Origin of the sequence: Streptomyces sp. NPDC091279 (genome assembly GCF_044757465.1) — a bacterium.
Lineage (GTDB): Bacteria > Actinomycetota > Actinomycetes > Streptomycetales > Streptomycetaceae > Streptomyces.
The window spans coordinates 305,205-328,111 of record NZ_JBIVVA010000012.1 but is presented as its reverse complement, the minus strand read 5'-3'; the positions used below and the strand labels follow the sequence as shown (position 1 = coordinate 328,111).

Sequence of the window (22,907 nt, the reverse complement as noted above, 5' to 3'; positions counted from 1 at the left end):
CCACCGCGATCTGGCACAACTGGCACACCGGAGCCACAGTCAAACGCTCACTCATCGCCTACGACCACTGAAAACATCGGACTCACTCATCTAGGGTGCGGCCCATGCTGGACGACGGTGGGGATCGGTTGGCCGAGGCGGTCGTGGGGTGTGTCGGCGTCCTGCGGCCCGCCGTGGGCCGGGACTGGACGCGGGTACGGGCCGGGCGGCTGGACCGGAACTGTCATGACACCGCCCTCCACCTCGCCGACGCCCTGCTCGCGTACGCCGCCGCCCTGGCTGGACGCGCCCAGAACGCCCTTGTCCCCTTCGCGCTCCGCCTCCCCGACGGCACCGACAACTCCGGTCTGCTGGACGTGGTCGAGGCGACCGGCGCCCTGCTCACCGCCGCCGTCCGCACCGCACCCCGCGAGGCTCGCGCCGTCCACCGCAACCCCTTCGGCACCGCCGGTCGCGAGGGCTTCGCGGCGATGGGCGTAGCCGAACTCCTGCTGCACACCCACGACATCGCCGTCGGCCTCGGTCTGTCCCACCAACCACCCGCCGAACTGGCCGAGTTCGTGCTCACCCGCCTCCTCCCGCACGTCCGCCCGGGACCCGGGCAGTGGGACACGCTGCGGTGGGCCACCGGACGCGGGGAGTTGCCCGGCCGCGCCCCCGTCACCGACTGGCACTGGTCCCACGACCTCGTGCTGCCGACCGAACGGCTCACCCTCCAGGGCGTCACGCCCGCGAGCGCCGCCGACCTGGTCAGGGGCGGCGACGGCGGGTTCAGGTGGCTCGACGGCGGGCCCTTCGAGGGCACCCGGGAGGCGGCCGCGCACCTGATCAAGCTGTACCGACAGGGCGTGCACCGGCCGGAGTTCGGGCTCTTCGTGCTGGTCCGACGTGTCGACGGCCGGGCGGTCGGCGGCGTCGGCTTCCATGGCGTCCCGGACGAGGAGGGCCGCGCGGAGATCGGCTACGACCTCGTCGAGGGCGCCCGGGGACAGGGCTACGCGACGGAGGCGCTGGGCGCGTTGACGGCCTGGGCGCTGGCCCGCGACGACGTGCGGGCCCTCTGCGCGACGGTCGAGGAGAGGAACACCGCGTCCCAACGGGTCCTCGCCCACGCCGGGTTCGCGCGCGCGAGCGTGGTCGATGAAGGCACGGCACCCGAAGTGGACGGAATGGAGCTGCCGTTGAGGCTGTATGTCATCAACGGCAATGACCGCAGGGTGAGTTGACCGCCCGCCGTCGGCCTTCGCCTCAACGGGGCCGCTCGTCAGGCTGCCGTGGTGCGCTGGTTCTCGATGCAGCCTTTGCAGGAGTTGGGCGCGATGATCTCCCAGCGGCACATGTCCGGGATGACGCCGTACACGGTTTCGTCCGGGCGGCCGCACACCGGCAGGATGACGCTCTTGGTGTAGAGACCGAGGGCGAAAACCGGATTCAGGTAGGACAGAATCGCGTAGCCGCCCGTGGGCTGCGGCAGCACATACCAGTACTGCGCTCTGACCACATTGCTACAGGAGTCGTCGGAGAGTTTCTGGGCGACGGCCCATTGAATTCCGTCGCCCACATTCGTGGGATTCGCGCTCATGACGACAGGCTTCGGGTCGATCCTGTTTCCCTGGGCGTCCACCTGAAGGCTTTCGAAGGTGTACAGGTTGTTCCCGCGGTGGCGTCCCGCGAGCCTCATACGGAAGTAGTCGCTGCGGTCCGTGGTCTGGGCGACGGTCAGATTGACCACCTGAAGGTCGCCGTCCCGCCTGCCGTAACCGCCGGACAGCTTGTGGACCAGCATCACCGGCTCCCCGTCCTTGATGGAACTGGTGATGCCGTCGAGTGAATTGATCTCCATGTGTTCTCTCCTCCGGTTCGGCGCGCGAGGGCCTGCCCCTTGCCGGTTCTTCTGCCGCGACTGAGAGACAGCGGGCGACTCGTGCAAGCTTCTCGAAAGAGAAATCGGGCGGCTGCCCGAATGTTTTCCATTGACGGACCCACTAAGCATTCCGTCGAACAGTCTCACCCAAAAGGGTGGTCGGAAGTTCAGGAAATCGAAGAGGCCTGGGCGGCAACGCCGTTGGGGCGGTGGGCGCTCAACGGCCCTGACAGCGCCCCGCGTTGAGCCTCACTCCCAGGCGGCTCCCTCAGTCCTCGTCCCCCGGCGCCGGCGCACGCCCCTTGCGGCGCCGTAGCCCCGCGTTCGTCAGGAGGCGGACCAGCTCGCGGCTGCTGACCCGGACCGCACCGGCGTTCACCGCGTCCGGGTAACGGTGGGCGGGGAGGTCGTAGTGGTCGCGCTCGAAAGCGCGTCGAGGCAGCGCCAACTCCTCCGCGAACGCGTGGAGTTCGGCGTAGGAGACGTCGCTCACGAGGTGGGACCAGAGGCGCCCGTGGCCCGGCCAGCTCGGTGGGTCGACGTACACCGTCATGACGAGGGCGGTCCGCCGGTCCCGCCGAGGGCGCCCACCGGCGCGACCTTGACGCCCGCCAGGTGGCAGACCCAGTGCGGGTCGACGCCCAGCTCGGGTTCGATCTCCAGGGCGTGCGGGTCGCCGCCCTCGCAGACCGGGCACAGCGGCCAGCGGCCGTACCGGTCCAGGAGGGCGTCCTGCACGTCCTGGGCGACCAGCCCGGTCACGTACGCGACGCCCTCGGGCCACTGCTCCACCCACCAGCGCCGCTGCACGACGGAGTCCTCGACCAGCGAGACGACGTCCGGTTCGGCCACCTCGCCCGCGACCAGGTCGGCCAGCACGAGGGCGCGTGCCGCGTGCAACGCCTGTTCCAGGGGGGTGATGGGGTCCATGCCCCCATTGTGCGCACTCTTGACCGCACCGCCGAAACGAAAATATCTTTCAGAGGTGACCCAGGAAGTGAAGGAAATTTTCGCCGCCCCGGTTTCCCCTACGGCTTCCCCTCCCTCGCCCCCTACGGCATCCCCCGCCCCTCCCCCGGCAGCCTCCGTGCCGCCCCCGGCGCCCACTCCTCCCGCGAACCCCACGACCCCCAGACCCCCCACGCCCCCTAGGACCCCTAGGACCCCTACGCCCCGGACGACCCGTACGGGTCGGACCGCCCCGGCGGCGCCCGCCCCGCCCGCGCCCGCCGCCCTCGCCGCCAAGGTCCGCACGCTGGCGCCGTCGATGACCCGTTCGATGCAGCGGGTCGCCGAGGCGGTGGCCGGTGACCCGGCCGGGTGCGCGGCGCTGACCGTGACCGGGCTCGCGGAGCTGACCGGCACCAGCGAGGCCACCGTCGTACGGACCTCGCGGCTGCTCGGGTACCCCGGCTACCGGGATCTGCGGCTGGCGCTGGCCGGGCTCGCCGCGCACCAGCTGTCCGGGCGGGCGCCCGCGATCACCACCGACATCGCGGTCGACGACCCGATCGCCGACGTCGTCGCCAAGCTCGCCTACGACGAGCAGCAGACCCTCGCCGACACCGCCGCCGCGCTGGACACCGGGCAGCTCGGGGCGGCCGTCGCCGCGCTGGCCGGGGCCCGGCGCACCGATGTGTACGGGGTCGGCGCGTCCGGTCTGGTCGCGCAGGACCTCACGCAGAAGCTGCTGCGGATCGGCCTGATAGCCCAGGCGCACAGCGATCCGCACCTCGCCGTCACCAACGCCGTGCAGCTGCGCGCCGGTGACGTGGCCATCGCCATCACGCACTCCGGGTCCACCGGGGACGTCATCGAACCGCTGCGGGCCGCCTTCGAGCGGGGCGCGACGACGGTGGCGATCACCGGCCGCCCGGACGGCGCCGTCACCCAGTACGCCGACCATGTGCTGACCACGTCGACCGCCCGCGAGAGCGAGCTGCGGCCCGCCGCGATGTCCTCCCGGACCAGTCAACTGCTCGTGGTGGACTGCCTGTTCGTCGGGGTCGCGCAGCGCACCTACGAAACGGCGGCGCCCGCGCTGTCCGCGTCCTACGAGGCCCTCGCCCACCGCCACCGCCGCTGAACTCCCGTACCGCACACCGGAAAGAGCCGCCCCGCCATGACCTCCACCTCCCACCCGCTCGGTCTGCGGGCCGAGTTGGCCACCCTGACCACCGAGGCCTTCCGCGCCGACCTCGCCGACATCGACGAGCTGCCCACCCTGGAGATCGCCCGGCTGATGAACGGCGAGGACGCCACCGTGCCCGCCGCCGTCGCCGACCGGCTGCCGCAGATCGCCGCCGCCATCGACGCCGTCGCCGACCGGATGGCCCGCGGCGGGCGGCTCGTCTACGCCGGGGCCGGGACCGCCGGGCGGCTCGGGGTGCTGGACGCCTCCGAGTGCCCGCCCACCTTCAACACCGGCCCCGGGCAGGTCGTCGGGGTGATCGCGGGCGGCCCGGCGGCGATGGTGACGTCCGTGGAGGGCGCCGAGGACTCCGCCGAACTGGCCCGCGCCGACCTCGACGCCCTCGCCCTCACCGCCGACGACACGGTGGTCGGCGTCTCCGCCTCCGGGCGCACCCCGTACGCGATCGGCGCCGTCACCCACGCGCGGACGCTGGGCGCGCTGACCGTCGGCCTGTCCTGCAACGCGGGCAGCCCGCTCGCGGCCGCCGCCGAGCACGGCATCGAGGTCGTCGTCGGACCCGAACTCCTCACCGGCTCCACCCGGTTGAAGGCGGGCACGGCCCAGAAGCTCGTCCTCAACATGCTGTCGACGATCACGATGATCCGGCTCGGCAAGACGTACGGGAACCTGATGGTCGACGTGCGGGCCTCGAACGACAAGCTGCGGGCGCGGTCCCGGCACATCGTCGCGCTCGCCACCGGGGCCGGGGACGACGAGATCGAGCGCGCCCTCGCGGCCACCGGCGGCGAGGTCAAGGACGCCATCCTCGTCGTGCTGGCCGGGGTCGACGGCCCGACGGCCGCCCGCCTTCTGGAGGAGTCCGGGGGCCGGCTGCGCGCCGCGCTCGCGACGACGCCCGGCTGACCCGCACGCTCGGCGGGTGCACACTTCAGACACCCCCGACACCCCCGACATCCCCGACGCCCCGGACGCGCCGGCCCCTACGGGTACTACGGGTACGCCAGCCACCTCGCGCGCCTCCCGCGGCTCGGCCGCGCACCTCACCGCCGCTGCCCTCCTCCCCCTGCTCGGCGGCCCCGCGAACGTCACCGCCGCCGCCCACTGCATGACCCGCCTGCGCCTCACCCTCGTCGACGTCTCGCTCGTCGACGGGGAGGGGGTGCGGGCGGTACCCGGAGTACTAGGGGTGATCCCTGACGGGGACACGTATCAGGTGGTGCTCGGCCCGGGGGTGGTCGAGCAGCTCACCACGGCGCTGCGAACGATGCTCCGGGCGCCGTCGGCCGCCGAGGAACTGGCCGCCCGGGGCGCCGGAATCCGGCAGGCCCGCGCCGCGCGCAACGCCACGCCCCTCAAGGCGGCCCTGCGCCGCGTCGCCGACGTCTTCGTGCCGCTCATCCCCGCGCTGATCGGCTGCGGCGTCCTCGCCGGTCTCAACGGCCTTCTGGTGAACGCCGGTTGGCTGCCCGGACTGACCCCGGCGCTGGCCGCCGTCGCCGCCGCGTTCATGGCGTTGATCGCCGTGTTCGTCGGCTACAACACGGCGAAGGTGTTCGGCGGGACCCCGATCCTCGGCGGGGCGGTCGCGGCCGTCGTGGTGTATCCCGGGGTCGCGAAGGTGACGGCGTTCGGCGTGGCCCTCGCCCCCGGGCAGGGCGGGGTCCTCGGCGCGATGGCCGCCGCGCTGCTCGCGACCCGGGTGGAACGGTGGTGCCGGGGCCGGGTCCCGGCCGCCCTCGACGTGCTGGTCACCCCGACCGTGACGGTCCTGGTCGCCGGGCTCGGCACGCTGTACGGGCTGATGTACGCGGCCGGTGTCGTGTCGTCGGCCGTCGGACACGGCGCGGACTGGCTGCTGGCGACGACGGGGCCGTTCGCCGGGCTGGTGCTCGGCGGGCTCTTCCTGCCGCTGGTGATGCTGGGGCTGCACCAGGCCCTCATCCCGATCCACACCACGCTCATCCAACAGGAGGGCTACACCGTCCTGTTGCCCCTGCTCGCCATGGCGGGCGCGGGCCAGGTCGGCGCCGCCGTCGCCGTCTACTTCCGTCTGCGCGAGGACAGTTCGATCCGAACGACGATCAAGTCGGCGTTGCCCGCTGGGCTGTTGGGCGTCGGCGAGCCGCTCATCTACGGGGTCTCGTTGCCGTTGGGGCGCCCGTTCCTGACCGCGTGTGTGGGCGGCGCGGCGGGCGGGGCGTTCGTCGGGTTCTTCGCACTGCTCGGCGACCGGGTGGGCGCGACGGCGATCGGCCCCTCGGGGTGGGCCCTGTTCCCCCTCCTCGCGGGGAACAGGGGCCTGCTGCCGACGGCGGCGATCTACGCGGGCGGTCTGCTGACCGGGTACGCCGTCGGCTTCCTCGCGACCTGGACGACCTTCAGCGGCGCTTCGCCGAGATCCGCCCGATCCACTGGATGAAGTCGCCGGGGTCGTTGTCCACGGCGTGCCCGGCGTCCCAGTAGTACTGGAGGTCCACGTCGTCGCCGAGGTTCTCCAGACGGGCGGCGAGGTTGGCGGCGACGGTCAGCGACGTGTCGCTGTCCTTCGTGCCGAGCCGAATCCACCAGTGCCTGGAGCGGCCCGAGTTGACCTGGTCGACCAGGTGGAACATGGGGTTCATCAGGTGCAGCTTCTCGGGGATGTCCGCGTCGAGCCGGGCCCCGGCGCCCTCCTGCTTGCGCAGGCTGTACTCGGTGAAGTGGCGGACGGCGGTGGTGGAGCTGCCGAACTCGTTGCACTCCGGCGTCGACAGGTCGAACGCGTCGAAGGAGGGCGCGTCCTTCTTGCGGGCGCCGACATGGGTGAGGAAGTCCGCCCAGGTGAACGTGGCCTTCTTACCGTCCCAGCCGAGGAAGGGATTGGCGGCGAGGTAGGCGGCCCGGTCGGTGTCCGAGAGGGCGGCGAGGTAGCGGGCGGCGGACGGCTCCAGATAGGTGCGCACCAGGTGGTCGTCGAGATTACGGGCCGTCAGACGCCCGAACCCCGGTGCGGTGAGACGGAGTTGGGCGAGGTAGTCGGTGAACTGGGCGCGCAGTTCGGCGGATACGGTCGCGTCGACGGCCGAACCGTCGGCGAGCGCGTTGTCGCCCCAGCACCACTCGTAGGCCATGTCGGCGTGTTCGAGGTCGGTGATCGGGCACCAGTCGGCGCTGGCGAACACCGCGTCGGAGGCGTCCGCCGCCCTCAACTCCCTTAGCAGCGGGGCGTAGAGGGGGCTGTCGCCGGACGCGCCGAGCAGCGCCGACAGCGCGCCGCCCGCGCTCGTGCCCGACGACACGATCCGGTCGACGTTGCCCGGAATCCGTCCCCGGTTGGCCTTCACGTACCGCACGGCCGCCTTGAGGTCGACGATCGCGGCGGGTGCGACGCCGTAGTAGACGCCGGACGAGTCGACGAGGGTACGGCCGCGGGCGCCCGGCTCGACGACGACGTATCCGGCGAGGAGCGCGAGGAGTGTCCGGCTCGGCCCGGTGCTGCCGCCACCGCCGGGGCCGCCGGGTCCACCGGGGCCGGCCCCGCCGGGACCGGCGCCGATGCCGGTCGCGGACGCCACCGAGGAGGGCATGTAGCCGCCGACCGAGTTGGCGAACAGGATGGGCGCGTGCGTCGCGTCCACGGCCGTTCCGTCGACGGCGACCGGGACGCTGACGTTGAGGCCCTGGTAGACGACGTCCACGGGGGCGGCCACATAGCTGGCGACCTTGTAGAAGTGGTACGTCACCGTGTGGGCGGTGCCCTCGGTGTCGGTGATGCTGGTGGTCAGCTCGGTGTACGCACTCGGGTCGAAGACCAGCGACTCGGCCGCGGCAGCCGACCCTTCCCCTACGGCCCCTACGGGTTCCGTCCCCGTGGCGGTCGCGGCCCGGGCGCCGGTGGCGAGCCCTAGGGGCGGGACCACGGCGGCGGCGGTCGCGGTGAGCCCCATGACCACAGTTCTGCGCTTCACTCGCTTCACTTCCGTCTCTTCGGTAGGCGGCTCGTGCGACACGTGGGGTGTGCGGCACGGGTGCGGCGGCGGTGTCTGAGAGTCTGCCGCGCGGAAGAGAAGTTGTCGCCAAAGTTGTCAACAATCAAGGGGTGGGGGCGGAAGTTGGCCGGTTCCCGCTACCGGCGGGACAATCGACACCGCCAGCCGCATGCCCTCGCCTCACCAGAAACGGAGCCCCGCTGTGAACCACGCCCAGCTCACGGCCCTGGGCCGCGCCCTTCGCCTCGTCGGCGAACACGGCGAGGCCCTCGACGCCGATACGCCCGACGCGCGGTTGCACGAGGTCAAGGCCGATCTACGGCGGGCGCTGGACCTGCTGGACGACAGTGTCGGGGCGGGTGCGCCGACCACGCGCTGCCATGAGCATCCGCAGGGGCCGGTGGACGAGAGCGCGCCGGATCGGTGTCTGCTGTGCGAGACGCGGCGCCGGGCCGCTCGCCGCTCCGAGTACCAGGGTGCGCCGCGCGCCGCGCACTCCGACGCCGGTGCCTCGCCGTCCCGTTACGGCGTCCGTGCCGATCGGCCCGAGGCTCAGCAGCGGTGGTTGCCCGAGCAGTGGAACGGGCGGGAGTGGCAGCTGTGCGGCACGCCGCGCCGGGATCGGCACGAGGCCGAGTTGTATCTCGCCGCTGCGCGCCGGGGCTCTCGGCCGGCCATGGCCTACCGCCTGATCCACGAGTTCACCGACTACGAGGTCCTCCGCGTCTGGGGCACCCCGACCCAGACAGACCCCGAACCCTTGGGCAACCTGGGCGGGGGCCTCTAGGGGGCGGTACGGTGCGTGGTCGAGTGCGGGCGAGCGGGGGGCTGGCCGCACAGTTCCCCGCGCCCCTAAACAAGCCAACCCGGGCCAGAGCCACCGAAGGGGCGGGACGGGTCCATGGGCGAGTGCAGGCGAGTGGGGGCTGGCCGCGCAGTTCCCCGCGCCCCTTTGGGGCGCTGTTGCAGCCCGGGGACTCTGCTCGACTGCACACCCACGGCCCGGCCACCCCCTCAAGGGGCGCGGGGAACTGCGCCACCAGCCACGACGGTGGCGCACCCGACCCACGCACCACCCGGCGGCGAAGCCGCACCCTTAAGGGGCGCGGGGAACTGCGCGACCAGCCACGATGGTGGTGCACCCGACCCACGCACCTCCCTGCGGCGAAGCCGCACCCTTAAGGGGCGCGGGGAACTGCGCGATCAGCCACGACGGTGGCGTGCCCGGCCCACGGGCCTCTCCGGGGCGAAGCCGAGCCGCATCCTTAAGGGGCGCGGGGAGCTGCGCGGTCGGGCTTCAGCTCAGGAGGGGGAGGGGTTTGAAGGGCTGGTCCTTCCAGAGGTGGGCGCTGCGTTGCTGGGGGTAGGACTCGACCGTCGGGGTCTCGTCGAAGAGTTGGGTCGGGCGGGACTTCTCGTCGTACGGGGCCCACCCGGGGTCACCCGTGCGCGCGAACGCCGTCCACGCCTCCCGGAACCGCCCGGAGAGCACCTCCACCTCGGGCGTGACCTCGGCGCCCATGAAGAGCAGCGCCCCCAGATCCGCCTGGTACGTACCGAACAGCAGCGGGATGTCGAGCCCGTGGCAGGCCCCGAGGACCCCGCCGTTGCCCGGCGCCGACCAGGTCAGCTCGTAGAAGTGCGCCCGCCCACCCGCAGCCACCTGCGCCTCGGCGAGCCGCAGCGACGGCACGGTGAACAGCCAGTCGGTCTGAACGCGTTCGAACAGTTCACCGGCGTCGGCGCCCGGGTACGCGGCACGGTACGCACGTTCCCCCGCCTCACCCCCCGGCGCGAACAACCGCAGCGCCCCGGAGGCCTGTTCGTCGGTGATCCGGCCGAGCATGCCGCCCATGACCATGAAGAGCCGGAACTCGTCGCGGGTGTGCCCGACCAGCAGGTCGATGTCCCGGGCCGCGCCGGAGGTGACCGCCTCCCAGGGCGTGACGGGCAGCACGTCGCCGTCGACGACCGGCGAGTACGGCGTGACCGTCGGCGCCGCCTGACCCCAACGGCCCACGTACTGAGGCATCTTGGTGCTCAACCCGGAGACGGCGAGGGCGAGTTCGCGAGGTGCGACGGCGGCGAGGTCGGCGACCGTCGGCCGCAGCCCGACCTCCGCGGCGAGCGCGACGCCGATGTCCTGGGCGAGGTCGGCGGAGAAGAACGTGCCCGGCAGGCTCTGCACGATCGCCCGGCCGAACAGACCCCGGGCGCGCGGCATGGCCAGCAACGACGCCGTGGAGCCCGCGCCCGCCGACTCGCCGAAGACGGTGACCTGGCCGGGGTCGCCGCCGAACGCGGCGATGTTCTCCCGCACCCACTCCAGCGCGGCCACCTGGTCGAGCAGACCCCGGTTGGCGGGGGCGCCCTCGATGTGGGCGAAACCCTCCATGCCGAGGCGGTAGTTGAGGGTGACGACGACCAGGTCACCGGCGAGGGCGATGCGGTGGGCGTCGTAGCCGGGGCTGCCGGAGTGGCCGAGCTTGTAGGCGCCGCCGTAGATCCACACCATCACCGGGCGCCGGGCGGCGGGGTCGGCGTCGGGCGTCCACACGTTCACCGTGAGCCAGTCGTCGCCTTCGGGGGCGTCGAGGACGCCGGTGGCGCCCGGGACGCCGAGGTCCTGCGGGGGCGGCGGGCCGAAGGCGAACGCGTCCCGGGTGCCGTCCCAGGCCGCCACCGGGCGGGGCGCGGCGAACCGGGCCGCGCCGACGGGCGGTGCGGCGAAGGGAATGCCGCGGAACACGGCGAGCCCGTGCTCGCGCAGGCCGCGCACGGCACCGGCGGCGGTGCGCACCACGGGGCCCTCGGTGGATCGGTCCGGTCCTGTCGCGTCGTTCGCAGCCATGGCCACTCGCTTCCCTAAACGCGCCTTCAGAGGACGCCCACGATAACCACGCCGACAAACGGCAGGAAACGCACCCCCCGGGAAACACCGGCGCCCTACGGGAAACCCGCCGCCTTTTCCTTATGCGTCCCCTATGCAGCCCTTACGGGCCCCTTACTGGTCCCCCGGAAAAACCCGGAATTCGATACCCGGCATTCCGGTGCGCGCCCCCGGCACGCCTTTCCGCGCTCCCCCAGAAGTACATCAGGGATACCCCGGAGGGAAAGACTTCCGAGGGAGATACCGCAGAGACACCTCAGACGACACCTCAGAGGTGCCCGCGGGTTTCCCGTAAGGGATACCCGCACGGCACCCGTAGGGGTCAGCTCAGTGTCTTCAGGGCCGTCGCCCCGTCGTACGGGGTCAGTTCGTCGGTGCGGCCGGCGAGGACCTTCGCCGCCCACTGCGGGTCCTGGAGCAGCGCGCGGCCGACGGCGACGAGGTCGTACTCGTCGCGCTCCAGGGCGTCCAGCAGATCGTCGATGCCCTGGACCTCGGAGCCCTCGCCCGCGAAGGCACGGAGGAAGTCGCCGGAGAGGCCGACCGAGCCGACGGTGATGGTGGGCCTGCCGGTGAGCTTCTTGGTCCAGCCGGCGAGGTTGAGGTCGGAGTCGTCGAACTCGGGGACCCAGTAGCGGCGGGTGGAGGCGTGGAAGACGTCGACCCCGGCGGCGGCCAGCGGGGCGAGGATCGCCTCCAGCTCCTGCGGGGTCTCGGCGAGCCGCGCCCGGTAGGCCTCCTGCTTCCACTGCGAGTAGCGGAACACGATCGGGAAGTCGGCGGAGACCGTCTCCCGCACGGCGGCGACGAGTTCGGCGGCGAACTTGGTGCGGGCCACCGGGTCGCCGCCGTAGCCGTCGGAGCGGCGGTTGGTGCCCGCCCACAGGAACTGGTCGAGGAGGTAGCCGTGGGCGCCGTGCAGTTCGACGCCGTCGAAGCCGATGCGCTCGGCGGCGGCCGCGGCCTCGGCGAACGCGCCGATGACGTCGTCCAGGTCGCGCTGGGTCATCACCTTGCCGGTGGGCTCCTCGGCGCCGGGGCGCAGGCCGGAGGGGCCGACGGCCGGGGCCTCGGCGATCGGCGGCTGGCCCTGCTCGCGGACCATACCTATGTGCCACAGCTGCGGGACGATCGTGCCGCCGGCCGCGTGCACCGCGTCGGCGACCTTCGTCCAGCCCGCGAGCTGCTCCGCGCCGTGGAAGCGCGGGATGTCGTCGCTCTGCCCGGCCGACTCGTGCCCGACATAGGTGCCCTCGGTGACGATGAGTCCGACCCCGGCGGCGGCCCGGCGGGCGTAGTACGAGACGACGTCGTCGCCCGGGACGCCGCCCGGCGAGAACATCCGGGTCATCGGCGCCATCACGATCCGGTTCGGGACGGTGAGCCCGTTCAGGGTGATCGGGCGGGACAGGATCTCGGCGGCGCGGGAGGCGGCCTGCGGGGTGACACTCACGTGGGGGGCTCCTCAAGGACGGTGCGCGTTCAAGGCCGGACGGTATGTGCACATGCATCAACCGGCCGTGAACGTCAACCAGATGCCCCGTTCGCCCATTCCGTCCCGGGACGGCCCCGGCCTGTGATCCAGGACACGGGACGGCGTGCCCTGTCACGCGTTCCGGTACAGGGTCGGCCGTTGGCGTCCTGCGGCGCGGGCCCGTGTGGCAGGGTCCGGGCCATGACGACCCCGCCGCAGCGATGGCTGCCCCGCGAAGAATGGATCAAGACCCTGCCCCAGGCCCTGCTCGCCTCGTGCGTCCTGGTGCGGGACGCCCGCGCCCGGGTCCTGCTCCTGCGCTACGGCCCCGGCCAGCAGGGCAGCGGCACCTGGTGGCTGCCGGGCGGGATGCTCGACGCCGGGGAGGACCCGTGGGCGGCGGCCCGGCGGGAGATGCGGGAGGAGACCGGCCTCGAACTGGGCGCCGAACGCCGGTTCATCGGGATCGCGTTCCGCGCGGACGTCGGCGGCACCGGGCCCGTTCTCGACTGCTTCTTCGACGGCGGCACCGTCGGCGAACACGCCCCGGTCCGGCTCAGCCACGAGCACGACCGGCATGCCTTCGTCGCCCTGGACGAGCTGCCCGGCATCCCCCTCACCGCGCCCGCCCGCACCCTGGAGGCCCTGTACACCGCCGCCGACACGGGCACCGTCGCGTACCTGAACGACCTCGACCACGCGGACCACCGCCAGCGTCAAGGCCGTTCGGGCGAGGAGTCCGCACTCGGCGGAACGCCCGCCTCCGTGTCCGGCGTGCGGTGAAACGCCCGAGGGCGGCACCCTTCGCGTCGTGCGAAGTGTGCCGCCCTCGGTCCGTGCGCAGGACGGAACCGATCCTCGGGAGGATCAGAAGTCCATGTCACCGCCGGGCATGCCACCCGGAGCGGCGGCAGCGGCCTTCTCCGGCTTGTCGGCGATGACGGCCTCGGTGGTGAGGAAGAGCGCGGCGATGGACGCGGCGTTCTGAAGAGCGGAACGCGTGACCTTCGCCGGGTCGATGATGCCCTCGGCGATCATGTCGACGTACTCGCCCGTGGCGGCGTTCAGACCGTGGCCGACGGCCAGGTTGCGCACCTTCTCCACGACGACGCCGCCCTCAAGGCCGCCGTTGACGGCGATCTGCTTGAGCGGGGCCTCCAGGGCGAGCTTCACGGCGTTGGCGCCGGTCGCCTCGTCACCTTCGAGCTCCAGCTTCTCGAACACCGCGGTGGCCTGGAGCAGGGCCACGCCACCACCGGCGACGATGCCCTCCTCGACGGCCGCCTTCGCGTTGCGAACGGCGTCCTCGATGCGGTGCTTGCGCTCCTTGAGCTCGACCTCGGTCGCGGCACCGGCCTTGATGACGGCGACGCCACCGGCGAGCTTGGCCAGACGCTCCTGGAGCTTCTCGCGGTCGTAGTCCGAGTCGCTGTTCTCGATCTCGGCGCGGATCTGGTTGACCCGGCCCTGGACCTGGTCGCTGTCACCGGAGCCGTCGACGATGGTCGTCTCGTCCTTGGTGATGACGACCTTGCGGGCGCGGCCCAGGAGGTCCAGGGTCGCGTTCTCCAGCTTGAGGCCGACCTCCTCGGAGATGACCTCGCCGCCCGTGAGGATGGCGATGTCGCCGAGCATGGCCTTGCGGCGGTCGCCGAAGCCCGGGGCCTTGACGGCGACGGACTTGAAGGTGCCGCGGATCTTGTTGACGACCAGGGTCGACAGGGCCTCGCCCTCGACGTCCTCGGCGATGATCAGCAGCGGCTTGCCCGACTGCATGACCTTCTCCAGGAGCGGGAGCAGGTCCTTGACGGAGCCGATCTTGGAGTTGGCGATGAGGATGTACGGGTCGTCGAGCGACGCCTCCATCCGCTCCATGTCGGTGGCGAAGTACGCCGAGATGTAGCCCTTGTCGAAGCGCATGCCCTCGGTGAGTTCCAGCTCCAGACCGAAGGTCTGGGACTCCTCGACGGTGATGACGCCTTCCTTGCCGACCTTGTCCATGGCCTCGGCGATCAGCTCGCCGATCTGGGTGTCGGCGGCGGAGATGGAGGCCGTCGAAGCGATCTGCTCCTTGGTCTCGACATCCTTCGCCTGCTCAAGGAGGGCGGCGGAGACGGCCTCGACGGCCTTCTCGATGCCGCGCTTGAGGGCCATCGGGTTGGCACCGGCGGCGACGTTGCGCAGGCCTTCCTTGACGAGGGCCTGGGCGAGAACGGTGGCGGTGGTCGTACCGTCGCCGGCGACGTCGTCCGTCTTCTTGGCGACTTCCTTGACCAGCTCGGCGCCGATCTTCTCGTACGGGTCTTCGAGTTCGATCTCCTTGGCGATGGAGACACCATCGTTGGTGATCGTGGGGGCGCCCCACTTCTTCTCGAGGACGACGTTGCGGCCCTTGGGGCCGAGCGTCACCTTGACGGCGTCCGCGAGCTGGTTCATGCCGCGCTCGAGGCCGCGCCGTGCCTCCTCGTCGAACGCGATGATCTTGGCCATGTGAAGTGGTCCCTCCAGGACTGGGGGTGATTCCTTCGGACCGCGCCCGCGCCCGCGACGGACGGCACGCACACCGTGTGGTTCCTTGCCCCACCCGGCCTGCGGGCCTCACCGACCCGGTCCTTCGTTGTCACTCTCACCTTCAGAGTGCTAACGCCAATGATTAGCACTCGACCCATGCGAGTGCAAGCGCCTACCGAGGATCGGCCGGTGACTGCGCGGAGGGCGAACGGTCGGCGCACGGGCCGTGCGGGAGGGGCGCGCGAGGGGCGCACGTGGCGACACGGCCGGGAACGTGCCTGGGAACGCGGCCGGGAACGTGCCTGGGAAAACGCAGACCGAAGGGCCCGCACCCCTGGAGGTGCGGGCCCTTCGGCAGAAGACGTCGCCTGCGGTTGATTCGGCTGGTCGCGCGATCAGGCGGCGACGCGAACCATGTCGGCCTGCGGGCCCTTCTGGCCCTGCGAGATCTCGAACTCCACCCGCTGGCCTTCTTCCAGGGTGCGGTACCCGTCCATCTGGATCGCGCTGTAGTGGACGAAAACATCCGCACCACCGTCGACCGCGATGAAGCCGTACCCCTTCTCCGCGTTGAACCACTTGACGGTGCCCTGAGCCATGCCCAACTCCCCTATTACTGGCCCTTGCACAGACCCGCACTTCGCGGACCCGGGTCAGACCTCCACCCACCGTTGGCACTGGGGGCGTGCGCCGGAACGCGTCGACCGCGGCCGAATGTATCTGCCCAACTGCCCTCTGCAACAGGTCAATCGGACGAGAATTCTGGACGGCCGGGGTCCGGAATGTTGCGAGAATTCAACTCAATTCAGGGCAAGTCGGGCCCGGCAAAAGGCACAAGGCGCGCAAAAGTCCCGCACACTTTGGCTACATCTTGTCGCGCGGCGAGCCGGAACCCGTCGGGGCGCGGTGTGCGGAATGGTGCGGGTTCCCCAATCCTACCGTGCTCAACCATGCAGAATTGCCCCCTCCGGTTCTCTCCCGGGGAGGGCAATTCGGTGAACTCTCGGTGGCCCGGTCAGCCGCCGGCGACCGCCGGGATGATCGAGACGCCCGCGCCGTCCGGCGTCGCGGTCTCAAGCCCCTGCTCGAACCGGACGTCGTCGTCGTTCACATACACGTTGACGAACCGCCGCAACGCACCCTTGTCATCCAGAACCCGCCCAGAAATCCCGGAATGGTTCTTCTCCAGATCAGCAATGACCTCACCGAGGGTGCTCCCCTCGGCCGTCACCTCAGCCTGGCCCCCGGTATAGGTACGCAGAATAGTGGGGATACGGACACTAACGCTCACAGGAGAACCTCCGGTCGGAAGCAGGCTTTTTGGCTTGTGGCTTTCAGGGGCGCGGGGCTGTGTTCGATATGCGGCTGCCGCCGCGCGGGCGCGAGAAGCCCCACCGGCCCGCAGACGACAACGACGAAACTAGGCAAGCCCAGCTTCACGGAACGATTCCAGGCTGGGCCGAATCGTCGCACTCAGCCCCGTCCCCGCCACCGCGTCCAGCGTCTTGAGCCCATCACCGGTATTGAGCACCACCGTGGTCAACGTCGGATCGAGCAGCCCGCTCTCCAGCAGCTTCTTGGTGACCCCCACCGTCACCCCACCCGCCGTCTCGGCGAAAATCCCCTCCGTACGGGCGAGCAGCTTGATCGCGTCGACGACCTGCTCATCCGTGACGTCCTCCACCGCACCCCCCGTCCGCCGCGCGATGTCGAGCACGTACGGCCCGTCGGCCGGGTTGCCGATGGCCAGCGACTTGGCGATGGTGTTCGGCTTCTGCGGCCGCACCACGTCGTGCCCCGCCTTGTAGGCGACGGACACCGGCGAGCAGCCCTCGGCCTGGGCGCCGAAGATCTTGTACGGCTTGTCCGCGACGAGCCCGAGCTTGATCAGCTCCTGGAGCCCCTTGTCGATCTTCGTGAGCTGGGAGCCCGACGCGATCGGCACGACGAGCTGGTCCGGCAGGGTCCAGCCGAGCTGCTCGCAGATCTCGTACGCGAGGGTCTTGGAGCCCTCGGCGTAGTAGGGCCGCAAGTTGACGTTGACGAAGCCCCAGCCCTCGCCGGCCGGGTCGCCGATCAGCTCGGAGCAGAAGCGGTTCACGTCGTCGTAGTTGCCCTCGATGCCGACCAGCTCGCCGCCGTAGACCGCGGCCATGACGACCTTGCCCTGTTCCAGGTCGTGCGGGATGAACACGCAGGAGCGGAAACCGGCCCGCGCGGCGGCGGCACCGACCGCGCCGGCGAGGTTGCCGGTGGAGGAGCAGGAGAGGGTGGTGAAGTGGAAGGCGCGGGCCGCTTCGATGGCCTGGGCGACGACGCGGTCCTTGAAGGAGTGCGTCGGGTTGCCGGAGTCGTCCTTGACGAAGAGCTTCCCGGCGTCGACACCCAGCGCGCGGGCGAGGTTGTCGGCCTTGACGAGCTTGGTCCAGCCCGGGTTGATGTTGGGCTTGTCGGCCACGTCGGCGGGGACGGGCAGCAGCGGCGCGTACCGCCAGATGTTCGCGGGGCCCGCTTCGATCCGCTTGCGCAGCTCCTCGGTGTCGTAGGCCGAGAAGTCGTAGGCGATCTCCAGCGGGCCGAAACACTCCTCGCAGGCGAAGACCGGGCCGAGCGGCACGCGGTGGCCGCACTCCCGGCAGCTCAGCGCGGTGGCCGGACCCAGGTCGACGGGGGCGCTGGAGGGGTTCGTGGTGTTTTCGGCAGTCTGCACAGCCATGGAGGCGAGGCCCTTTCTCCTCATCTTCCTCACGACGCATCTCGCCGTGAGACGGATTTGGCACCTTCCCGAGCCGGGAGCCTCGCGTCACGATCAACACTGATCTGAACGAGACCGGCTGGAGGGTTGCCGGGGCTTCATCGGGCCGTATCCCTCTGCCCCTCTGGATGAGCGGTATGTAGTTGTTGTGGCCGCCGATGGACCCCGACATGCGATGGTCACCAGCGTTGTTCAAGACTGTAACCGAAGGCCAGGACAGTTGAGATAGTCGTCCGAACCGCGAGATGGATCACACCGGTCCGCTCGCCCGGAGAACGTTAAGGAGCCGCGCACTGTGATGAACCAAGTCGAGCGCTGGCTGAGCACCCACTCCTGGTCCGTGACCGATCGCCCGCTGCACCGGGTCCTGGCCGCCAAACGCGCCTCGGGGCAGACGGTCAGCGTGGTGCTGCCGGCGCTCAACGAAGAGGAGACCGTCGGCGACATCGTCGCCGTGATCCGGCACGACCTGATGCAACAGGTCCCGCTGGTCGACGAGATCGTCGTCGTCGACTCCGGATCGACCGACCGCACCTCCGCGGTGGCCGCCGCGGCGGGCGCCCGGGTCGTGCACCGCGACGACATCCTGCCGCGCATCCCGGCCGTCCCCGGCAAGGGCGAGGTGCTGTGGCGCTCCCTGCTGGTGACCAGCGGGGACATCGTGTGCTTCGTCGACGCGGACCTGCGGGAGTTCTCCTCCGACTTCGTCCTCGGCATCGTCGGCCCGCTCCTCACCGACCCCGGCATCGACCTGGTCAAGGCGATGTACGACCGTCCGCTGCGCGGCGCCGCCGGGCAGGGCGGCCGGGTCACCGAGCTGATGGCGCGCCCGCTGCTGAACATGCACTGGCCGCAGCTGGCCGGTTTCGTGCAGCCGCTGGGCGGTGAGTACGCGGCCCGGCGCTCGCTGCTCGAACAGCTGCCGTTCCCGGTCGGGTACGGCATCGAGCTGGGCATGCTCGTCGACTCGCTGCATCTGGTGGGCCTGGACGCGCTGGCCCAGGTCGACGTCGGGGTGCGCAGGCACCGGCACCAGGACGGGCAGGCGCTGGGCCGGATGGCCGCCGCGATCTACCGCACCGCCCAGCTGCGACTGGCCCGCGGGCATCTGATCCGGCCCGCGCTGACCCAGTTCGAGCGCGGCGAGGACGGTTTTGAGCCGCGCACGTTCTCGGTGGACACGGAGGAACGGCCGCCCATGGCGGAGATCGCCGAGTACGCGTCCCGCAAGGTGGCGTGACCGGGCGGGCGGGGGCGCCCGAGATGTCGGGCGGGTGACCTCGACCGTCGTTCGTATACGTCCTCGCCGCCGCCGTCACCCGAGCGCGTCCGCACGTTTGAGCGTTTGTGGGCCGGGCTAGGTTGAGGCGTATGGCTCCCACCCACGACGTACCCGCCCAGGTGCTGGTCGCGTCCAACCGCGGTCCGGTCTCGTACGAGGTTCAAGGCGACGGCTCGCTGGCCGCCAGGCGGGGCGGCGGCGGGCTCGTCTCCGGCCTCTCCGCGATCGGGCCGGACGCGGACGCGCTGTGGGTGTGCTCCGCGCTCTCCGACGGCGACCGCGAGGCGGTACGGCGCGGGGTCGGCGAGGCCGGGGTGCGGATGCTGGACATCCCGGCGGACGTGCACGCCGACGCGTACAACGGCGTCGCGAACTCGGTGCTCTGGTTCGTGCACCACCTGCTCTACCAGACGCCGCTTGAGCCGGTCTTCGACGCGGAGTTCCGGCGCCAGTGGGCGTCCTACGAGGCCTACAACCGGGCGTTCGCCGAGGCGCTGGCCGAGGAGGCGGGCGACGGGGCGGCGGTGCTGGTGCAGGACTACCACCTGTGCCTGGTGCCCGGCATGCTCCGTGAACTCCGGCCCGATCTGCGCATCGGGCACTTCTCGCACACGCCGTGGGCACCCCCCGAGTACTTCCGGATGCTGCCCGACGACATCGCCGCCCAGGTGCTGCGCGGGATGCTCGGCGCCGACCGGCTCGGCTTCCTCACCCGGCGCTGGGCCGACGCGTTCACCGCCTGCGCGGACGCGGTCGGCGGGCTCGACGGCACGGAGATCGGCGTGCACGGGCTCGGCGCCGACGCGGACTTCCTGCGCCGGCGCGCGCACGAGGCCGACGTCGAGGAACGCATCGTCGCCCTGCGCGAGGAGGTCGGCGCCGGGCGCAGGACCATCGTCCGCGTCGACCGCACGGAACTGTCCAAGAACATCGTCCGTGGTCTGCTCGCCTACCGGCAGCTCCTCGACGATCATCCCGAATGGCGTGAGCGGGTCTCCCACGTCGCCTTCGCCTACCCCTCGCGGCAGGACCTCGCCGTGTACCGGGACTACACCGCCGAGGTGCAGCGGGTCGCGGACGAGATCAACTCCGTGTACGGAACGGCGACTTGGACGCCGGTCGTGCTTCACGTCAAGGACGACTTCGCGCGCTCCCTCGCCGCGTACCGCATCGCCGACGTCGCTCTCGTCAACCCCATCCGGGACGGCATGAACCTGGTCGCCAAGGAGGTGCCGGTCGTCTCCGACGAGGGGTGTGTGCTGGTGCTCTCGCGGGAGGCGGGGGCGTTCGATGAGCTGGGGGACGATGCGCTGGTCGTCAACCCGTATGACGTGGTCGCCACAGCTCGCGCGCTGCACTCCGCGTTGGCCATGCCGGTGGGTGAGCGGGATGAGCGTACGAAGCGGTTGGCTGTTGCGGCGACGGCGCTGCCACCGGCGCGGTGGTTCCTTGAGCAGCTGGACGCGCTGCGGGCTTGAGGTACGGGGGCTACCCCCCGATCGCCTTCGTCAGGCTCCTCAAGAATTCCACCAAGCCCTCCGGGCCTGCCACCGTCATGTCTGCTCGGTCGCGGACTTCCGTCACTTCTGTGCTGGCCACGCAGAGGAGGAGGCCGGGGGTGGTGTGGGTGGTGTGGGTGCGGAGTTCTTCCACTGCGGCGAAGGCGGGGAGGTCGCCGAGGTCGTCGCCGCCGTAGAGGATCGAGGTGGCGCCCACTTCCCGGGCGTGGTCGAGGAGGGCTACGCCCTTGTCCATGCCCGGGGGGCGGAGTTCCAGGACCATGCGGCCGGGTTCGACCACCAGGCCGTTGCGGGTGGCCAGGTCGGTGAGGGGGGCTCGGAGGGTTTCGAAGGCCTCCTGGGGGGCGTCCGTGCGGCGGGTGTGGACGCCGATGGCGCGGCCCTTCTCCTCGATCCAGGTGCCGCGGGGGGCGCCGATCTGCTCCAGGAAGCCGGGGAGTTCGGCGCGGACGGCGGCGACGCCGGGGTGCGGGGCGGGGCCGGTGATCTCGCCGGTGGCCGCGTCCCAGCGTTCGGCGCCGTAGTGGCCGAGGACGACGAGGTGTTCCAGGCCGGGTACGCCCGCGAAACCGCCGTTGCGGACGGCGAGTTCGGCCGGGCGGCCGGTGATGACGGCGACCGAGGCGACCCTCGGGGCGAGGGCCGCGAGGGCCGGGACCACGTCGGGGTGGGCGCGGGCCTGCTCGGGGTCGGACACGATCGGGGAGAGCGTGCCGTCGAAGTCGAAGGCGATCACCGCGCCGGACGGGCGGGCGAGGATCGCGTCGAGCCCTTCCCGGCCGGCCGCGGTGGCGGGGGTCGGCAGAGGGGACGGGGATGGCGTGGAATGCGTCGAGTCCGTGTGGCTGCCCATAGGGCGACCCTAACCGGGCTCAGCGCTCCGAGCGGCGGAGATCACGAACCCGTCTCAGTCTGTTCACCGTGACCGGGTCGTGGGCGAGCGCCCGCCGGTCGTCGAGCAGGGCGTTGAGCAGCTGGTAGTAGCGGACGGGGGCCAGGTCCAGCTCCTCGCGGATGGCGCGTTCCTTGGCGCCGGGGCCTGTGAAGCCCCGGCGTTCGAGCGCGAGAACGGCCTGTTCCATGCGGCCGAGTCCGGAATCGTCCATGCCCACGACCGTAGCGGGCGGCACTGACAATCGGCGGCGCCGGGAGCCCCGTCAGCTGTTGTCGGCCTTGGTCGCCGTTGTCTCCAGCTGCTTCAGGACCGTCGCCGGGGTGGCTCCCGGGGCGACCGCCGCGCCGATGCGCTGCTTGACGGCCGCCGCCACCTCCGCCCAGGACGTCCGGCCCACCGGGTACAGCTCGGACTGGGGCAGTTCGTCGAGGAACGGCTTGAGGGCCGCGTCCCGCTCGGCGTCGCTCATCACCGCGGACGCGGAGTTGGTGACCGGCAGCAGGTCGTACTCGCGGGAGAAGTCGAGGACGTTCTTCTCGCTGTAGACGAAGTCGAGGAAATCACCGACTTGCTTGGCATGACCATTCTTCTTGAACGCGGTCATCCAGTCGGCGACGCCCATGGAGTACCTGCTCTGGCCGCCGTTGCCCGGCATCGGGACCATGCCGAACTTCACGCCCCGCTTCTCGGCCATCTTCATCAGCGAGGGGTGGCCGTTGAGCATGCCGACATCACCGTCGGCGAAGGCGGTGAACGCAGCCGCGCGGTTGAGCTTGCCGGGGGCGACGGGTCCGGTGAGGCCCTTGTCGACGAGTTCGTCCTTGAGCCAGGTGAAGGTGGCGACGTTCTCGGTGGAGTTGAGGCTGTAGGTGCCGAACGAGTCGGTGTAGCCGCCCCCGCCGCTCAGCAGCCACTGCATGGTCTCGGCCTGCGACTCCTCCGGGCCGAGCGGCAGGGCGTAGGGGTACGTGACGCCCCTCGCCTTGAGCGCGGCGGCGTCGGTGGCCAGGTCCTGCCAGGTCTTCGGCGCGCTGAGACCGGCGTCCGTGAAGAGGGACTTGTTGTAGAAGAGGAGGCGCGTGGAGGCCGCGAAGGGCATGCCGTACTGGACGTCCTTGACCTGGCCCGCGGTGGCGAGCTGGGAGGCGAAGTCGGCCTGCGTGCGGATGGAGAGCAGGTCGTCGGCCTTGTAGAGGAGGTTCGCGTCGGCGTAGTCGGCGTAGGAGCCGATCTGGGCCATGTCGGGCGCCCGGCCGGCGTCGACCATCTCCTTGACCTTGCGGTCGACGTCGTTCCACGAGTACACGGTGACGTCGACCGTGGTGCCGGGGTGGTCGTCCTCGTAGGCGGCGACCAGCCTGTCCCAGTACTTCTGGGAGCTGTCGGCCGAGGAGTTGCCGTAGTCGGCGGCGACCAGTTTCAGGGTGACGTCCTGCGAACCGCCGCCGCAGCCGCCGAGCACCACCGTCATGCCCAGCGCGGACCCCGCCGCGATCGTTCCTGTCCTGCCCCGTTGCCGCCGCTGCACCGCTGATTCCCCAACCCTTGGTGTGACTGTCCGCTATCTGAACACTCAAGGTCTACACCACGTGA

The 22,907-nt window shown here is 71.1% G+C and carries 21 protein-coding genes and 1 riboswitch; of the genes, 8 read left to right on the top strand and 13 right to left on the bottom strand.

Annotation, left to right across the window (positions count from 1 at the left end; genetic code table 11):
- The first annotated feature begins 104 nt into the window (after positions 1-104).
- A complete protein-coding gene (locus ACIQOU_RS29500; RefSeq protein WP_401541287.1) occupies positions 105-1,226 on the top strand; it encodes a GNAT family N-acetyltransferase in 1,122 nt (373 codons plus the stop codon).
- A 38-nt stretch (positions 1,227-1,264) separates the two neighbouring features.
- Here ACIQOU_RS29500 and ACIQOU_RS29495 read toward each other — a convergent pair whose 3' ends face one another.
- From ACIQOU_RS29495 to ACIQOU_RS29485, 3 genes are all read right to left on the bottom strand, one after another.
- The gene (locus ACIQOU_RS29495; RefSeq protein WP_401541285.1) at positions 1,265-1,843 is read right to left on the bottom strand and encodes a hypothetical protein; all 579 of its coding nucleotides are present in this window, start codon (positions 1,841-1,843) and stop codon (positions 1,265-1,267) included.
- A gap of 289 nt (positions 1,844-2,132) precedes the next feature.
- Positions 2,133-2,417, bottom strand: coding sequence for a DUF4031 domain-containing protein (locus ACIQOU_RS29490; RefSeq protein ID WP_401541283.1), 285 nt, complete (start codon positions 2,415-2,417; stop codon positions 2,133-2,135).
- On the bottom strand, positions 2,414-2,794 hold the full coding sequence (locus ACIQOU_RS29485) for a hypothetical protein (protein WP_401541280.1): 381 nt from the start codon (positions 2,792-2,794) through the stop codon (positions 2,414-2,416). The genes ACIQOU_RS29490 and ACIQOU_RS29485 overlap by 4 nt, the downstream gene beginning before the upstream one ends.
- 55 nt (positions 2,795-2,849) lie before the next feature.
- On the opposite strand from ACIQOU_RS29485, the gene ACIQOU_RS29480 reads away from it, so the two are divergent.
- The 3 genes from ACIQOU_RS29480 (at position 2,850) to ACIQOU_RS29470 (ending at position 6,438) form a co-directional block, all read left to right on the top strand.
- On the top strand, positions 2,850-3,950 hold the full coding sequence (locus ACIQOU_RS29480) for a MurR/RpiR family transcriptional regulator (protein WP_401541278.1): 1,101 nt from the start codon (positions 2,850-2,852) through the stop codon (positions 3,948-3,950).
- Between the two features lie 36 nt (positions 3,951-3,986).
- Positions 3,987-4,922 (top strand): N-acetylmuramic acid 6-phosphate etherase, encoded by a 936-nt coding sequence (gene murQ, locus ACIQOU_RS29475; protein ID WP_401541276.1) that lies wholly within the window; start codon positions 3,987-3,989, stop codon positions 4,920-4,922.
- Between the two features lie 160 nt (positions 4,923-5,082).
- Positions 5,083-6,438 (top strand): PTS transporter subunit EIIC, encoded by a 1,356-nt coding sequence (locus ACIQOU_RS29470; RefSeq protein ID WP_401541328.1) that lies wholly within the window; start codon positions 5,083-5,085, stop codon positions 6,436-6,438.
- Here ACIQOU_RS29470 and ACIQOU_RS29465 read toward each other — a convergent pair.
- Positions 6,398-7,945: a subtype B tannase gene (locus tag ACIQOU_RS29465; protein ID WP_401541325.1), complete on the bottom strand. Its 1,548-nt coding sequence runs from the start codon at positions 7,943-7,945 to the stop codon at positions 6,398-6,400. The genes ACIQOU_RS29470 and ACIQOU_RS29465 overlap by 41 nt on opposite strands.
- Positions 7,946-8,189: 244 nt before the next feature.
- Here ACIQOU_RS29465 and ACIQOU_RS29460 point away from each other — a divergent pair, with 244 nt between their 5' ends.
- A complete protein-coding gene (locus ACIQOU_RS29460) occupies positions 8,190-8,774 on the top strand; it encodes a hypothetical protein (protein WP_401541273.1) in 585 nt (194 codons plus the stop codon).
- Positions 8,775-9,284: 510 nt separating this feature from the next.
- Here ACIQOU_RS29460 and ACIQOU_RS29455 read toward each other — a convergent pair.
- Both ACIQOU_RS29455 and ACIQOU_RS29450 read right to left on the bottom strand, forming a co-directional pair.
- Positions 9,285-10,838 carry a carboxylesterase/lipase family protein gene (locus tag ACIQOU_RS29455; protein WP_401541270.1) on the bottom strand — a complete coding sequence of 518 codons (1,554 nt, stop codon included), beginning with the start codon at positions 10,836-10,838 and terminating at the stop codon, positions 9,285-9,287.
- Positions 10,839-11,199: 361 nt separating this feature from the next.
- A complete protein-coding gene (locus ACIQOU_RS29450) occupies positions 11,200-12,330 on the bottom strand; it encodes an NADH:flavin oxidoreductase (protein ID WP_401541267.1) in 1,131 nt (376 codons plus the stop codon).
- Between the two features lie 222 nt (positions 12,331-12,552).
- Between ACIQOU_RS29450 and ACIQOU_RS29445 the strand changes: the two genes are divergently transcribed.
- Positions 12,553-13,134, top strand: coding sequence for an NUDIX hydrolase (locus ACIQOU_RS29445; protein ID WP_401541265.1), 582 nt, complete (start codon positions 12,553-12,555; stop codon positions 13,132-13,134).
- A gap of 84 nt (positions 13,135-13,218) precedes the next feature.
- Here ACIQOU_RS29445 and groL read toward each other — a convergent pair whose 3' ends face one another.
- The 4 genes from groL to thrC form a co-directional block, all read right to left on the bottom strand.
- The gene (gene groL, locus ACIQOU_RS29440) at positions 13,219-14,841 is read right to left on the bottom strand and encodes a chaperonin GroEL (protein WP_401541262.1); all 1,623 of its coding nucleotides are present in this window, start codon (positions 14,839-14,841) and stop codon (positions 13,219-13,221) included.
- Between the two features lie 416 nt (positions 14,842-15,257).
- The gene (locus tag ACIQOU_RS29435) at positions 15,258-15,461 is read right to left on the bottom strand and encodes a cold-shock protein (protein ID WP_003949956.1); all 204 of its coding nucleotides are present in this window, start codon (positions 15,459-15,461) and stop codon (positions 15,258-15,260) included.
- A gap of 416 nt (positions 15,462-15,877) precedes the next feature.
- Positions 15,878-16,153, bottom strand: a complete 276-nt coding sequence (locus tag ACIQOU_RS29430; RefSeq protein ID WP_401541260.1) for a MoaD/ThiS family protein — start codon at positions 16,151-16,153, stop codon at positions 15,878-15,880.
- Between the two features lie 129 nt (positions 16,154-16,282).
- Complete coding sequence (gene thrC / locus ACIQOU_RS29425) at positions 16,283-17,578, bottom strand: threonine synthase (protein ID WP_401541257.1); 1,296 nt, start codon at positions 17,576-17,578, stop codon at positions 16,283-16,285.
- A 17-nt stretch (positions 17,579-17,595) separates the two neighbouring features.
- A riboswitch (SAM riboswitch) is annotated at positions 17,596-17,752 on the bottom strand.
- A gap of 160 nt (positions 17,753-17,912) precedes the next feature.
- On the opposite strand from thrC, the gene ACIQOU_RS29420 reads away from it, so the two are divergent.
- Both ACIQOU_RS29420 and ACIQOU_RS29415 read left to right on the top strand, forming a co-directional pair.
- Positions 17,913-18,857 carry a glucosyl-3-phosphoglycerate synthase gene (locus tag ACIQOU_RS29420; protein ID WP_401541255.1) on the top strand — a complete coding sequence of 315 codons (945 nt, stop codon included), beginning with the start codon at positions 17,913-17,915 and terminating at the stop codon, positions 18,855-18,857.
- 131 nt (positions 18,858-18,988) lie between these two features.
- A complete protein-coding gene (locus ACIQOU_RS29415; protein WP_401541252.1) occupies positions 18,989-20,377 on the top strand; it encodes a trehalose-6-phosphate synthase in 1,389 nt (462 codons plus the stop codon).
- A gap of 10 nt (positions 20,378-20,387) precedes the next feature.
- Here the strand turns inward: ACIQOU_RS29415 and otsB are convergent, their stop codons facing one another.
- The 3 genes from otsB to ACIQOU_RS29400 are packed head-to-tail and all read right to left on the bottom strand — an operon-like array spanning position 20,388 to position 22,785.
- Positions 20,388-21,272 (bottom strand): trehalose-phosphatase, encoded by an 885-nt coding sequence (gene otsB / locus ACIQOU_RS29410; protein ID WP_401541250.1) that lies wholly within the window; start codon positions 21,270-21,272, stop codon positions 20,388-20,390.
- Between the two features lie 19 nt (positions 21,273-21,291).
- On the bottom strand, positions 21,292-21,525 hold the full coding sequence (locus tag ACIQOU_RS29405; protein WP_401541248.1) for a DUF3263 domain-containing protein: 234 nt from the start codon (positions 21,523-21,525) through the stop codon (positions 21,292-21,294).
- A gap of 51 nt (positions 21,526-21,576) precedes the next feature.
- A complete protein-coding gene (locus ACIQOU_RS29400) occupies positions 21,577-22,785 on the bottom strand; it encodes an ABC transporter substrate-binding protein (protein ID WP_401541323.1) in 1,209 nt (402 codons plus the stop codon).
- Positions 22,786-22,907 lie beyond the last annotated feature (122 nt).

Coding starts and splice junctions, on each gene's coding strand:
- ACIQOU_RS29500 (WP_401541287.1), top strand. CDS start 105: ATGCTGGACGACGGTGGGGATCGGTTGGCCGAGGCGGTCGTGGGGTGT.
- ACIQOU_RS29495 (WP_401541285.1), bottom strand. CDS start 1,843: ATGGAGATCAATTCACTCGACGGCATCACCAGTTCCATCAAGGACGGG.
- ACIQOU_RS29490 (WP_401541283.1), bottom strand. CDS start 2,417: ATGACGGTGTACGTCGACCCACCGAGCTGGCCGGGCCACGGGCGCCTC.
- ACIQOU_RS29485 (WP_401541280.1), bottom strand. CDS start 2,794: ATGGACCCCATCACCCCCCTGGAACAGGCGTTGCACGCGGCACGCGCC.
- murQ (WP_401541276.1), top strand. CDS start 3,987: ATGACCTCCACCTCCCACCCGCTCGGTCTGCGGGCCGAGTTGGCCACC.
- ACIQOU_RS29465 (WP_401541325.1), bottom strand. CDS start 7,945: ATGGGGCTCACCGCGACCGCCGCCGCCGTGGTCCCGCCCCTAGGGCTC.
- ACIQOU_RS29455 (WP_401541270.1), bottom strand. CDS start 10,838: ATGGCTGCGAACGACGCGACAGGACCGGACCGATCCACCGAGGGCCCC.
- ACIQOU_RS29445 (WP_401541265.1), top strand. CDS start 12,553: ATGACGACCCCGCCGCAGCGATGGCTGCCCCGCGAAGAATGGATCAAG.
- groL (WP_401541262.1), bottom strand. CDS start 14,841: ATGGCCAAGATCATCGCGTTCGACGAGGAGGCACGGCGCGGCCTCGAG.
- ACIQOU_RS29435 (WP_003949956.1), bottom strand. CDS start 15,461: ATGGCTCAGGGCACCGTCAAGTGGTTCAACGCGGAGAAGGGGTACGGC.
- thrC (WP_401541257.1), bottom strand. CDS start 17,578: ATGGCTGTGCAGACTGCCGAAAACACCACGAACCCCTCCAGCGCCCCC.
- ACIQOU_RS29415 (WP_401541252.1), top strand. CDS start 18,989: ATGGCTCCCACCCACGACGTACCCGCCCAGGTGCTGGTCGCGTCCAAC.
- otsB (WP_401541250.1), bottom strand. CDS start 21,272: ATGGGCAGCCACACGGACTCGACGCATTCCACGCCATCCCCGTCCCCT.
- ACIQOU_RS29405 (WP_401541248.1), bottom strand. CDS start 21,525: ATGGACGATTCCGGACTCGGCCGCATGGAACAGGCCGTTCTCGCGCTC.
- ACIQOU_RS29400 (WP_401541323.1), bottom strand. CDS start 22,785: ATGACGGTGGTGCTCGGCGGCTGCGGCGGCGGTTCGCAGGACGTCACC.